Source organism: Duganella sp. AC917, assembly GCF_979258245.1.
This window is the reverse complement of the sequence record NZ_OZ409848.1, coordinates 4,466,902-4,480,347: the sequence shown is the minus strand read 5'-3', so window position 1 is coordinate 4,480,347 and position 13,446 is coordinate 4,466,902. Positions and strand designations below refer to the sequence as shown.

The following is a 13,446-nucleotide window of genomic DNA, read 5'->3' as shown; positions in this document are numbered from 1 at the left end:
CGTGTATTTTGTACAACTCATCATGTGAACAGGTATTCACATGTTAGCACGGAAAGCGCAACCCGCAACGCGAACGGCGGATGACGCATCCGCCGCGAACCTTATTTCTGCAATTCCGCCTGCAACTGGCTGCGTACTTTCGGATCCAGCTTCTCGATCGCCTTGCTCAGTTTTTCAGCATTGCGCAAGGCCAGCGTCTGCTCGGGTGTCAGCGTCTTGGCCTGTTCGATCACCGGCGCCGGCGCCGGTTTGGCAAACACGGCCTGCGCCCCGACAACGATCAGCGCACTGAGCACCGCGATGCCGGCAGCCGCGCCCAGCAACCGCAATTCGCGCGGCGTGATCGCCGGCGCCTGCGTGGCGATCGGCCGCACCGGACCGGGCGGCGTCGGCACATACCCGGTGGAAGCGGCTGAACCCGGCACCGCCGATGGCTCGTTGGTCGCGTCCAGCCCCGCCGGCTTGCGCGCGGCGGACGGTACCGGCGGCAAGCCACCGGCCAGCCGCGCATGCTGCGTCAGCTCTTTCGAGGCCACGTCGATCGCCGCGATATGCCGCTCGACCGCTTCCTCGAGCACCGCCTCGTTGAGCGCCACCAGCGCAAAAATCGGATCGTCGATGTCGATCTTGACGCCGGTTTTTTCAAACACCAGACTACGCAGTTTTTGCTGATCCATGGCCGCTTACCACTCGACCTTGTCGAGCTGCTCGAACAAGTCGCGGAACACCACCTTGATGCGCTGCTTTTCCATGACGTTGAACTTGTCGCTTTCGCGCACCTCGCTCGCGGTCAGGCGCGCCGTGTTCATCTTCTTGATGTCGGCGCCAAAGGTGTCGGCGTTACGGGCCGACAGCACGATGCGTCCGCGCACGCGCGACGAGTTGTCGGCGTAGGTCTGCGATTCGGTGAACTGTTTGCCGGACGCCGATTGCAGCAGGCCGAAGTGCTCGTTTTCCCACAGCACCAGCGGCACCTTGGTGGCCTTGGCGGTCGAGACGAAGCCCATCGCCGTGTCGTGCAAGGTGTCGCCGCCGCCGACGATGGTGTGGATGTACACTTTGCGGCCCGATTCCTCGAGCAGCGCGAAGCAATCGTTTTCAAGCAGATAGCCCATCAGCGGCGAGAAGGTGTTGGCGCCGTTGTCGATGACGCAGTTGCCTTCTTCTTCGAGGATGTCGATCATCAGCGCGTCGAAACGTTTCGGGTCGATGGTGCGGCTGTCGGTCATCACCGGCACGTGTTTGACGTCCATCGCCTTGTAGCGCGAAAACGTGGCGTTCTCCTGGTCGGTGTCGTAGCAGCGCAGCGGCTGGCGCTGCGCTTCCAGGTCGCCGGCCGCGTCCTTACTGGCGAGCCATTGCGCGAGGATCGTCGAGACCAATGTCTTGCCGATGCCGCCTTTGCCCTGGAGAATAAAATGTACCGTGTTTTGCATCGAAATCACCCCTGAATCTGCTGGAAGTAGGCGCACCATCGCGCTCGAACGCATCGAGAGTAATTGTTTTGTGGCGGGAAGGCAACCATCACAGGCGTGATGGCGCCATCGATACGGAAGGAACGCCGCTGGCCGCGACGTTTGTTGCGTGGTTAGTCAATAAAGCGCAGCAGGCCCTGCAACGCGTGGATCACGGTTTGCTCGCGCACTGCCTTGCGGTCGCCGGAGAACACCAGACGCTCGGTGTGGACCGTGTCGGCATTGGCCCAGCCAAAACAGACTGTGCCCACCGGCTTGCCCGGCACGGCGCCGGTCGGGCCGGCGATGCCGGTGGTCGACACGGCCAAATGGGCGTTGCTGGAGCCCAGCGCGCCGCTTGCCATGGCCGCCGCCACCTCTTCGGAGACGCTGCCCATCTGCGCGATCAGCGCGGCCGACACGTCCAACAGCTCGCTTTTGGACGCGTTGGAATAGGTGATGAAGCCGCAGTCGAACCACGCGGTCGAACCGGCGATCTCGGTAATGGCCTGGGCCACGCCGCCGCCGGTGCACGACTCGGCGGTGGCCAGGATCAGGCCCTTGTCCTGCAGCGCCTTGCCGACCTGCGCGGCCAGGTCGAGGATGATGGTCGCGTTATCGGACGTAGATTCGGATGTGGATTCGGATGTGATCTCGGTGCTCATGAAACTCTCCTTCTGAAGCGGCGTTCGGGAGCCGGCTGGGTTATCCCGCTGGGTGTTTTGTCACTGTACCATGCAGATCGCAATCGTTGCCAGCGATGCACGCTGATTAGCAGCAAACCTAACTTTGCATAAAAACATTAGACCGGCGATTTGAACTTGCGTACACTCAAGAGCACTGCGTGGCGTTCTCTACCAAAAAACCGTGGGAATGCGCGTCAGTCAAGCAAGCCGAAGTCGCTTGCGGGAAAGAAGCGGACTGATCCGGCCATAACGCCGGGTCGATAGCCCACCGGAGGTGCAGCCAATGATCAGCCAGACCGATATTTTTCATGCACGCATCTTGATCGTCGACGACCAGCCCGTCAACGTGGAGTTGCTGGAATTTTTGCTCAAGTCGACGGGCTACCAGGCCGTCACTTCCACCACCGATCCGCGCGTGGTGGCCGACTGGCATCGCCGACATCGTTACGACCTGATCATTCTCGACTTGCAGATGCCCGGCATGGACGGCTTCCAGGTGATGGACGCGCTGCGCCCGCTCGAGGCCGATTCCTGGCTGCCGGTGCTGGTGGTGACTGCGCAGCCGGACCATAAACTCAAGGCGCTCGAATCGGGCGCGCGCGATTTTCTCAGCAAGCCGATCGACCCGGTCGAGGTGCTCACGCGGATCCGCAACATGCTCGAGGTGCGCCTGCTGCACCGCGAGGCGCGCAACTACAACGTGCGCCTGGAGCAAACGGTGCGCGAGCGCACCGGCGAACTGCAGCGCTTCCGCAGCGCCATGGACGCCACCGCCGACGCCATCTTCCTGCTCGACGCGGCCACCGCCGAACTGGTCGACGTCAACGACGGCGCCTGCCGCATGCTCGGCTACCCGCGCGACGAAATGCTGGGGCAGACCGCCAGCCGACTCGGACTGGGCACGCAGGCGCTGCTGCGCGCGCAAGCGCACCGGCTCGACGACTACGCCGCCGCCGTCGGCCAGGCGCGCGCGCCGGAGCTGGCCGAACTCGAATTGATGCGGCGCGACCTGGTCTCGGTGCCGGTCGAGATTTACTGGCAGCTGCTGACGCGGCCCGGCCAGTCGAACGTCATGCTGGGCGTGGCGCGCGACATCAGCGAGCGGCGCCACTCGGAGGAAATGCTGCAGCACATGGCCCACTACGACAGCCTGACGGGCCTACCCAACCGCACCCTGTTCTTCCAGACGCTGGCCGACGCGATCGTGCTGGCGCAGGAAAAATCGTGGCGCATCGTGGTGCTGTTCATCGCACTGGACCGGTTCAAGAACATCAACGATTCGCTCGGCGCCGCGCTTGGCGACGAGCTGCTGCGCCAGTTCAGCAACCGATTGATGCAATGCGTGCGCCTGCGCGACACGGTCGGCCGCATGGGCGGCGACGAATTCGCGCTGATCCTGTCGATGCCGCGCGACCAGCAGGACGCGGTCCACACGGCCAACGAGGTGAGGGAAGCGCTGCGCCAACCGTTCGACTTGAACGGGCACCCGGCGGTGCTCAGCGCCAGCATCGGCATCGCCATGTATCCGGACGACGCCACCGATCCCGAAGCGCTGCTCAAATACGCCGACACCGCGATGGAGCGCGCCAAGCAGGCGGGCCGCGACGGTTACCGCTTCTTCACCGCCGGCATGAACGTGCAGGTGCTCGCGCGCCTGGACATGGAGCTGGCGCTGCGCCGCGCCCTCGACAACGACGAACTGCTGCTGTACTACCAGCCCAAGGTCAACCTGCATACCGGCGCCATCGCCGGCGCCGAAGCGCTGCTGCGCTGGCAGCGGCCCGGCTTCGGTTTGGTGTTCCCGTCCGAATTCGTACCGGTGTTGGAGGACACGGGCCTGATCGTGCGCGTCGGCGCCTGGATCATCGACGCCGCCTGCAAGCAAATCGGCGCCTGGCTGCGCGGCGGTGTCGGCGCGGTGCGCGTGGCCGTCAACGTCGCCAGCCGCCAGTTCATCGAGGGCGACCTGGAACAGGTGGTGCGTTCTGCGCTGGTGCGCCACGAGGTGCCGCCGGAGCTGCTGGAACTGGAGTTGACCGAGACCGCGCTGATGACCAACGCCGAGCGCACCATCATGGTGCTGACCAATCTGAAAGCGATCGGCATCAAGGTCGCCATCGACGATTTCGGCACCGGCTACTCGTCGCTGGCGTACCTGCAGCGCTTCCCGATCGACAAACTCAAAATCGACATCGCCTTCGTGCGCGAGATCACCACCAATCCGAACGACGCCGCCATCGCCACGGCCATTATCAGCATGGCGCACAGCCTCAAGCTGCGGGTCATCGCCGAAGGCGTGGAGACGCGCGCGCAGCTGGAATATCTGCGGCGCAGCCGTTGCGATGAAATCCAGGGATATTTTTTCAGCAGGCCGGTGGCGCCTGCCGACATGGCGGTGCTGGTGGAATCGGGCCGCTGCCTGCCTGTCGATCCCGAGGCGCCCAACCAGCCGGCGCAAACGCTGCTCATCGTCGACGACAATCCGGATATCTTATGGTCGCTCGACCAGCTGTTCCAGCGCGACGCCTATCAGATTTTGACGGCCGGATCGGCCACCGAAGCGTTCGAGCTGCTCGCGCTGCACCCGGTGCAGGTGATCCTGTGCGACCAGCGCCTGCCCGGCATGAACGGCACCGAATTCCTCGGCCAGGTCAAGGACATGTATCCGGAGACGATCCGCATCATCCTCTCCGGTTACATGGGACTCGACGCGGTGCTCGACTCGGTCAACCGCGGCGCCATCTACCGCTTCTACACCAAGCCGTGGGACGACACGCAACTGCGCGACAACATCCGGCTCGCTTTCCACCACTACTGGCTGATGCACGGCAGCGGCCTGCGCGCCGGCCAGCCGGACGAGGATGTGACCGCGCTTCAGGAAGTGAAGTGATCGAAGCCCGCCAGTTGGAGGTCGAGCGGCGCGCCGGCGGCGTCCACCAGGCGCAGGCCTGACGCGGCCTCGATGCTGCCCACGCGCGTGACCGGCGTGGCGACGCTGCCGGCGGCCGCGATGACCGCCGCGCGCGCCGACGCCGGCGCGGTGAAGCACAACTCGTAATCGTCGCCGCCGGCGGCGGTGAACGCGCGCCGCAGCGCCTGCGGGAAGGCCGTCAGCGCCTCGCCGGGCGGCAGCGCATCGACATTCAAGGTCGCGCCCACATTCGACATCGCCAGGATATGACCGAGGTCACCGACCAAGCCATCGGAGATATCGATGGCCGCGCGGGCGATGCCCTGTTCGGCCAGCACGGCGCCCAATTCCACACGCGGCACCGGCGTGTGCATGCGCACGGCGGCTGTGTGCAGCGCCGCCGCGTCCATGGTTTGTTCAAGGCGGTAGCCGGCCAGCGCCAGGCGCGCGTCGCCCAGGGTGCCGGACACCCAGATATCGTCACCCGCCTGCGCGGCGCTGCGGCGCAAGGCCTGGCCGGGACGCAGCTCCCCGAACACGGTGATGCAAATCGTCAGCGGGCCTTTGGTGGTGTCGCCGCCTATCAGTTCGATGTTGAAGGCATCGGCCAGCGCGAACAGCCCTTGCGAGAAGCCGGCCAGCCAGGCGCGGTCGGCGGACGGCAGCGCCAGCGCCAAGGTGAACCCGACCGGCCGCGCACCCATCGCGGCCAGGTCGGACAGGTTGACGGCCAGGCTCTTGTGGCCGAGTCGGTAAGCATCCTCGCCGGCGAAGAAGTGGCGGCCCTCGACCAGCATATCGGACGAAATTGCTGTCTGCATACCGGGGGTAGGGGTGAGCAGCGCGCAATCGTCGCCAATGCCGAGCGCGGCCCGGCCGGGATGTTGCGGACGCTGGAAGTATTCCTTGATGAGGTCGAATTCGGAGATCATGGCCTATTGTACCCAGCCTCGTGGGCGACGGGCGAAAATGTCGGAGCTGCGCCCTAGAAGCTGTGCCGCAACCCCAGGTTGTACGCCCGGTCGCCGCTGCCGGCCTCGCTGTTGTTGGCGACGGTGTAGCCTGCGCCGTTGCGATTGTTGATCGCGCCGAACGCCGCATACATACTGGTACGTTTTGATACCGGATAGACATAGCCGATGCCCCAGGTATTGGCATCCTGGTTGAAACCGGTGCGGTCGTCCTTGTGCATGATCGACGCCATGAATGTTCCCGTCGCTACGGGTATCGCCATGCCGAGCAGTACTTCTCGGCCGTCGGTGGAGCCGGTCGGCGCGACGCCGCCGTAGGGATTGCCGGTGTTGCCCAGCGGCGCGCTGTTGAATCCCCGGTCGATGCCAACGGCGAAGAACAGCCGGGCCACGCCGATATCGTAATTGGCCGCGAGCAGTTTGTTGCTGCCCGAACCTCGCCGTACCGCCGGCGCGTCGCCGGTTGCCGCAGTGTCGGCGTTTTTGTGATTGTAGGCGAGGCGCACGTTGAAACGGCCGCCGTTGTAACCGACCGACGCGCCCATCTGCCGTCCCGCTTCCGTGCTGCCAGCCTGCTCGCCGGGACTGTAGGCGAAATCGGCGCTCAGGCCGTTGATGTCCGGCGTCGCGTACATCACGGTATTGTTGCTGCGGGCGTTGGTGCCCCAGTCGGGAAACGCGTTCTTGATGCTTCCTGCGTAGCCGGTGCCGAACGGATCGGCCACCGCCACCAGTGCATTATGGTACGGCGTGGTCTGGCGGCCCACGCTCAGGGTGCCGGCGCCGTTGCGCAGGCCAACTAGCGCCTGCCGGTTGAAGGGTGTGTTGGCCGAGGCGAAGTTGCCGGTGTCCACGCTGTAGCCCGCTTCGAGGATGAAAAAGGCGGACAGGCCGCCGCCCAGATCCTCGTTGCCCTTGAAGCCGAGTCGCGACGACGAGGCGGGGCCGCTGGTGATCTTGGTGACGTTGCCGCCGGCGCCACCACGTTCGCCAACGAGGCCGATATCGGCGATGCCGTAAATGATGAGGGAGGACTGGCCCGGTGTGGGCGGCGTCGTCGACTGTGCGTGCGCCGGATCGAGGCAAAAGAGGGTGGCCAGGGCGGCCGTGATGCCGAGGGTGTTTTTCATACGTCTCCTGTTATTGTGGGGGTGCTACCCCCGCCTTTACATCGGGCCCTCGCGTTGTTGGTTGGCAAAGTGCTCGATTGCCAGCAGTCGGAACGCGGTGACGGCGGGATTGTCCTGGTCGGGACGCCAGGCCATGCTCATTTCGGCGTGCGCCACCACGTCGGCCAGCGGCCGGAACTCGACGTTGTCATAGTGGAAGCGCTGCGCCGACGCCGGCAGGATCGACAGACCCAGACCGGCGCGTACCATCGACAAGATCGTCGGACTCTGATCGATGTACTGCGTGATGCTTACCTGGACATCATTGCTGGCAAAGATGCCCATCAAGCGGTCATAAAAATACTTGCCCTGCACCGGCGAGTGCATGATGAAGGGCTGTCCATTCAGTTGCGCCAGCGTGATTGAAGCCTGCTCGCACAGCGGGTGCGCCTTGGGTAAGGCCACCACCAGCGGTTCCTCCTCGACCAGCACCAGTTCGAGTTGCTGCCGTGAGGAAACCGGCCGCATGAAGCCCAGATCAATGCTGCTGGCGTTGAACGCCTCGATCTGCGCCACCGAGATCAGCTCGAACAGCACCACGTCGATCTCGGGCAGCGCCTGCCGGGCGGCAGCCAGCAGGCCCGGTATCAGCTCGTAGCCGGCGGCGCCGGTGAAACCGATGCGCACCCGGCCGGTCTTGCCCTTGCTGGCGCGGCGCACGGTGGTTTCCGCCTGTTCGGCCAGGTTCAGCAGGCGGATCGCGTCGGCCAGAAAAATCCGTCCCTCGGTCGTCAGCCTGACCGTGCGGCCGATGCGGTCGAACAGGTCGACGCCGAGATTGTGCTCGAGCAGCTGGATCTGCCTGCTGAGCGGTGGTTGTGTCATGTTCAACAGCGCGGCGGCGCGTCGGAAGTTCAATTCGGTGGCTGCGGCGACGAAGCAGCGCACCTGTCCCAGATCCAGCATGGAGTGTCCCGTAAGGCGTGATGAGTCAGCCATGATAGCGATATTCGGGAGCGGGACGGGCGCGCGCGGCATCCCCCATTGGATCAGGTGGTCAGACTGCCTTCGGGGCGTTGTCCGGCCAGTCCGGCCGCCAGACTGGCCAGCACCATCTCGCCCATGGCTGTGCGCGACTCGACGGTGGCGCTGGCGCGGTGGGCCTGCAGCACGACCCGGTCCATCGGGAACAGCGCCTGGGGCACGTTGGGCTCGTCGACGAACACGTCCAGGCCAGCGCCGGCGATGGTGCCGCGTGCGAGCGCCTCGACCAGGTCGCTTTCGACCACCAGTTTGCCGCGGGCGATGTTGATCAGGTAGCCATCCTTGCCCAGCGCGTCAAGCACGGCGGCGTTGACGATACCGTGCGCCTTGTCGGCGGCGGCTGCCAGCACCAGGATGTCGCTGTCGCGGGCCAGTTGCGTCAGGTCGGGGACAAAGCGGTGGGCGACGTCGCCGATTTCGCGCAAATCGGTATAGGCGATCGGGCAGCCGAACGCCGCCGCGCGCTGGGCGATGGCGCGGCCCACCTTGCCCATGCCGACGATGCCTACGCGCTTGCCGCTGAAGCGGCGCGACAGCGGCAGCGCCCCTGGATGCGGGTTGCGTTGCCAGTCGCCGCTCTTGACGAACTGGTTACCGGCGCAGATTTCGCGGCAGGCCGCCAGGATCAGCCCGATGGCCAGGTCGGCCACGTCCTCGGTGAGGGCGCCAAACGTCGCGGTCACGGGAATGCCGCGTTCCCGGGCGAAGGCGAGGTCGACCGCGTCGGTGCCGACGCCGTTGACGGCAATGACCTGCAGCGCCGGCAACTTGCCGATCATATCGTTGCCGATGCCGGTGTGGCCACCGGTGATCACGCCGCGAATGGCCGCGCCGTGGGCGTCCAGGTAGGCGGCCTTGTCCTCTTGTTCGAACAGGCGGTGCACCGTGTAGAGCTGGTTCAGTTTCTCGTTAATGGCTGGCACCAGGATCGGGTTCAGTTGCAGGACGTCGGGTTTCACTTCGGTCGGTTTCATCAAAACTCCCTTTTGTTCGATGGCAAATTCGCATCGGTATGGCAACGCATCATGGGCGGTTTTTTTTGATGCGTCCAATCCCAAAGCGCTATCAGTTGATACAGGGTTTGTACCGATGCGGGGTGATTCAATTTGCGGATCAGCTAATGTCCAGAAAAGATTGGACGCGACCATCGGCCGGTGGGAGGATTTCACAAACATAAAAAACCACATCAAAAAACATACATAAAAATGGAGACACCACATGCGCCAGCAACTTGCCGCGAGCATTCCGGAATCATCGACACCGCCTGAACCGGTGGAGGAGAAGCGCACGAACTACCGCTGGGTGGTGATGGGGCTGATCTTTTGCATCTGGGCCATCGCCTGCGCCGATCGCGCCAACTTCGGCGTGGCGTTGCCCTACATGAAGAAGGAATTTCACATCACTAATACTGAAGCGGGCCTGATCGTCAGCCTGTTCTCGTTTGCATATGCGATCGTGCAAATTCCCGTGGGCATCCTGTACCGGCGCCTCGGCGAGAAAGCCAGCGGCATCTTCCTCGCGGTTTGCATGGTGATGACCTCGGTGTTCACGGGCCTGATGGCGACCACCTCGTCGGTGCTGTTGCTGCAGCTGTACCGGATCGGCCTGGGCCTGTCCGAAGGTCCGTTGGGCATCGGTTGCACCAACGTGGTCAACCGCTGGTTCCCGCCGCAGGAAAAAGGGCTGGCGACGGGCCTGTGGATCGCCGCCTCCAAACTGGGGCCGCTGATGGTGCCGTCGGTATGCCTGATCGTCATCGCGATCTGGGGCTGGCGGGAGATCTTTTACGTGTTCGCCGTGCCTGGCTTGCTGTTTGCCGTGCTGTGGGTTTTCATGGTGACCAACTCGCCCGGCGAGAGCCGCTTCTGCTCGCCCGCCGAGCGCCGCTACATCCAGGGCGGGGACGCCCCCGGCGAGCCGCGTACCTACGGCGCCGCGCCGCGCCGCGTGCTGCGCAGCATGCCGCTGCTCGACGCCATCAACCGTACCAGGCGGGTGGTGCGGCTGGACTCGGTAGCGCAGGTATTTTGCTCGTGGAATATCATCGGCGTCGCCCTCGGCTATGGCTGCATGATCGGCATCACCAATATCTTCATGTCGTGGATCCCGACCTACCTGGTGACAGTGAAGGGCTACGCTGCGGTAAAAATGGGCTTTCTGGCGTCGGCGCCATTCATCGGCGCGGTGGCGGGCAATATGATCGGCGGCTTGATCTCCGACCGCCTGCTCGACGGCCGGCGCAAGCCTATGATGCTGCTCGGCGCGGTCGGCACGACTTTGATGCTGTGCCTGCTGATCGAGGCCCCCGACAGCGCCACCTATCTTGGCGCCACGCTGCTCGTCTCCGGTCTGATGGTCGGCATCGGCTTCGCCGGCTACTCGGCGTACGCGATGGGATTGGTCACCAAGTCAGCCTACCCGACCGCTTTTGGTATCGTCAATTTCCTCGGTCAGATCGGTGGCGCGATCGCACCGCTCACGGTGGGCATTCTGCTCGACCATTATGGCTGGGGCAGCGTTTTCCTGTACATGGTGGCGACAGCCTTGCTGTGCGTCGTCCTGGTGGCAAGCGTGGTCGAACCGGTGGCCGAACCCGAACTTTGAGGCGCACACCACTGATTATTTGCAATCCCAATCAATATATTTATTTTGATAGCCAAATCGAATTTCCTGAGAAATTTGATGATATTGAAGCTATCGATAGCCTAAAGCCGCTAAAAAAGCCGAAAATTCGGTCAATTGCCCTTCGGCACGATAAGTTCTGCCAATAACCGTCATCACCGTTGGTGAAAATACCTACTTAAATGAAAGAATTGGTCTGATAAAATCGTAGGCTTTCCGACCGCACAAACAGGAAGGCAGCACAGCATGGATTCGTCATCTGAGAAAAAAGAAGAAATTCGTCAACAATTGCGCGTCGCCGCGCTCGAGTACCACGAGTTCCCGACCCCAGGCAAAATCAGCGTTACGCCGACCAAGCAACTGACCAACCAGCGTGATCTGGCGCTTGCCTACTCCCCTGGCGTGGCCGCCCCGTGCGAAGAAATCGTCATCGACCCGGCCGCCGCCTATAAATACACCGCGCGCGGCAACCTGGTGGCCGTCATCACCAACGGCACCGCCGTGCTGGGCCTGGGCAACATCGGCCCGCTGGCCGCCAAGCCGGTCATGGAAGGCAAGGGCGTGCTGTTCAAGAAGTTCGCCGGCATCGACGTCTTCGACATCGAAATCAACGAGCTCGATCCGGACAAGCTGGTCGACATCATCGCCTCGCTCGAGCCGACCTTCGGCGGCGTCAACCTGGAAGACATCAAGGCGCCCGAGTGCTTCTACATCGAACGCCAGCTGCGCGAGCGCATGAAGATCCCGGTCTTCCACGACGACCAGCACGGCACCGCCATCATTGTCGGCGCGGCCATCATGAACGGCATCCAGTACGTCGGCAAAGATATCAAGAACTGCAAACTGGTCGTCTCCGGCGCCGGCGCGGCCGCGCTGGCCTGCCTGGACCTGATCGTCGATCTCGGCTTCCCGCTCGAGAACATCTACGTCACCGACCTGGCCGGCGTGGTCTACAAGGGCCGCACCGAGTTGATGGACCCGGACAAGGAACGCTTCGCGCGCGACACCTCGGCCCGCACCCTGGCCGAAGTGATCCCCGACGCCGACATCTTCCTCGGCCTGTCGGCCGGCGGCGTGCTGAAACAGGACATGGTCAAGTCGATGGCGTCGAACCCGCTGATCCTGGCGCTGGCCAACCCGAATCCGGAAATCCTGCCCGACGACGTCAAGGCCGTGCGCGGCGACGCCATCATCTGCACCGGCCGTTCGGACTATCCGAACCAGGTCAACAACGTGCTGTGCTTCCCGTACATCTTCCGCGGCGCGCTCGATTGCGGCGCCACCACCATCACGCGCGAGATGGAGATCGCCGTGGTCCACGCGATCGCCGAACTGGCGCACGCCGAGCAGTCCGACATCGTCGCCACCACCTACGGCTTCACCAACCTGTCCTTCGGTCCCGAGTACCTGATCCCGATGCCGTTCGATCCGCGCCTGCTGATCAAGATCGCGCCGGCCGTGGCCAAGGCGGCCGAGGATTCGGGCGTCGCCACCCGTCCGATCAAGGACCTGCAGGCGTACGCCGACAGCCTGCAGCAATTCGTCTACCGCAGCGGTACTTTCATGAAGCCGCTGTTCCAGGTCGCCAAGAGCACCGCCGCCGAACTCAAACGCATCGTCTACGCCGAGGGCGAAGAGGAGCGCGTGCTGCGCGCGGTGCAGGTCATCGTCGACGAGAAGCTGGCGCGCCCGATCCTGGTCGGCCGTCCGGCCGTGCTGGAGACGCGCATCGCCAAGTTCGGCCTGCGCCTCAAGCACGGCGTCGATTTCGACGTCATCAACCCGGACCACGACGACCGCTATCGCGACTACTGGCAGACCTACTACGACATGACCAGCCGCAAAGGCGTGACGCAGGAATACGCCAAGCTGGAAATGCGCCGTCGCCACACCCTGATCGGCGCCATGATGATCAAGAAGGGCGACGCCGACGGCATGATCTGCGGCACCTTCGGCACCACCCAGCTGCACCTGCACTACATCGACCAGGTGCTGGGCCGGCGCGAGGGCGCCTGCGTCTACGCGGCGATGAACGTGTTGATCATGCCGGAGCGTCAGATCGTCATGGTCGACACCCACGTCAACGAGAACCCGAACGCCAACGAGCTGGCGGCCATCACCGTCATGGCGGCCGAGGAGATGCGTCGTTTCGGCCTGTCGCCGCGCGCCGCGCTGCTGTCGCATTCGAACTTCGGTTCGTCCAACAGCGAGTCGGCGCAGAAGATGCGCGCCGCGCTGGCGCTGGTCAAGAAGCTCGATCCGACGCTGGAGATCGACGGCGAAATGCACGGCGATACCGCGCTGGATTCGAAACTGCGTCACGCCATCATGCCGGAATCGACGCTGACCGGCGACGCCAACCTGCTGGTGGCGCCGAACATGGACTCGGCCAACATCGCCTATAACCTGGTGAAGACGGCGGCCGGCAACGGCATCGCGGTCGGTCCGATCCTGCTTGGCTGCGCCGAGGCGGTGCACATCCTGACGCCGTCGGCGACGGTGCGCCGCATCGTCAACATGACCGCGCTGTGCGTGGTCGACTCGGTGGCCCAGCGCAAGATCTAAGCCGCGCGTCGCGACTAGCCGGCCGCGTTCCGCAGGAGCGCGGCCGGTTTTTTCATGGCGCAGGGGCTGTAACTGGATGTAATT

10 protein-coding genes are annotated in these 13,446 nt (G+C 63.9%); 3 read left to right on the top strand and 7 right to left on the bottom strand.

Annotation, left to right across the window (positions count from 1 at the left end; genetic code table 11):
• Nucleotides 1–101 precede the first annotated feature (101 nt).
• The 3 genes from ACZ0BA_RS19490 to ACZ0BA_RS19480 all read right to left on the bottom strand — a co-directional run bounded on the left by ACZ0BA_RS19490 (nt 102) and on the right by ACZ0BA_RS19480 (nt 2,119).
• Nucleotides 102–677, bottom strand: a complete 576-nt coding sequence (locus tag ACZ0BA_RS19490; protein ID WP_463452849.1) for a hypothetical protein — start codon at nt 675–677, stop codon at nt 102–104.
• A 6-nt stretch (nt 678–683) separates the two neighbouring features.
• A complete protein-coding gene (locus ACZ0BA_RS19485; RefSeq protein WP_463452848.1) occupies nt 684–1,436 on the bottom strand; it encodes a P-loop NTPase family protein in 753 nt (250 codons plus the stop codon).
• Between the two features lie 152 nt (nt 1,437–1,588).
• On the bottom strand, nt 1,589–2,119 hold the full coding sequence (locus ACZ0BA_RS19480) for a CinA family protein (RefSeq protein WP_463452847.1): 531 nt from the start codon (nt 2,117–2,119) through the stop codon (nt 1,589–1,591).
• 304 nt (nt 2,120–2,423) lie between these two features.
• Here ACZ0BA_RS19480 and ACZ0BA_RS19475 point away from each other — a divergent pair, with 304 nt between their 5' ends.
• On the top strand, nt 2,424–5,030 hold the full coding sequence (locus ACZ0BA_RS19475) for an EAL domain-containing protein (RefSeq protein ID WP_463452846.1): 2,607 nt from the start codon (nt 2,424–2,426) through the stop codon (nt 5,028–5,030).
• Here ACZ0BA_RS19475 and thiL read toward each other — a convergent pair.
• The 4 genes from thiL to ACZ0BA_RS19455 form a co-directional block, all read right to left on the bottom strand.
• Entirely contained in the window at nt 5,015–5,983 is a 969-nt protein-coding gene (thiL, locus tag ACZ0BA_RS19470) for a thiamine-phosphate kinase (RefSeq protein WP_463452845.1), read from the bottom strand. The genes ACZ0BA_RS19475 and thiL overlap by 16 nt on opposite strands.
• Before the next feature lie 53 nt (nt 5,984–6,036).
• Complete coding sequence (locus tag ACZ0BA_RS19465) at nt 6,037–7,152, bottom strand: porin (RefSeq protein ID WP_463452844.1); 1,116 nt, start codon at nt 7,150–7,152, stop codon at nt 6,037–6,039.
• Between the two features lie 36 nt (nt 7,153–7,188).
• Nucleotides 7,189–8,097, bottom strand: a complete 909-nt coding sequence (locus tag ACZ0BA_RS19460) for a LysR family transcriptional regulator (protein ID WP_463452843.1) — start codon at nt 8,095–8,097, stop codon at nt 7,189–7,191.
• A gap of 83 nt (nt 8,098–8,180) precedes the next feature.
• Nucleotides 8,181–9,134: a 2-hydroxyacid dehydrogenase gene (locus ACZ0BA_RS19455; RefSeq protein ID WP_463454792.1), complete on the bottom strand. Its 954-nt coding sequence runs from the start codon at nt 9,132–9,134 to the stop codon at nt 8,181–8,183.
• Between the two features lie 259 nt (nt 9,135–9,393).
• On the opposite strand from ACZ0BA_RS19455, the gene ACZ0BA_RS19450 reads away from it, so the two are divergent.
• Both ACZ0BA_RS19450 and ACZ0BA_RS19445 read left to right on the top strand, forming a co-directional pair.
• Nucleotides 9,394–10,779 carry an MFS transporter gene (locus ACZ0BA_RS19450; protein ID WP_463452842.1) on the top strand — a complete coding sequence of 462 codons (1,386 nt, stop codon included), beginning with the start codon at nt 9,394–9,396 and terminating at the stop codon, nt 10,777–10,779.
• A gap of 264 nt (nt 10,780–11,043) precedes the next feature.
• Nucleotides 11,044–13,362 (top strand): NADP-dependent malic enzyme, encoded by a 2,319-nt coding sequence (locus ACZ0BA_RS19445; RefSeq protein ID WP_463452841.1) that lies wholly within the window; start codon nt 11,044–11,046, stop codon nt 13,360–13,362.
• Nucleotides 13,363–13,446 lie beyond the last annotated feature (84 nt).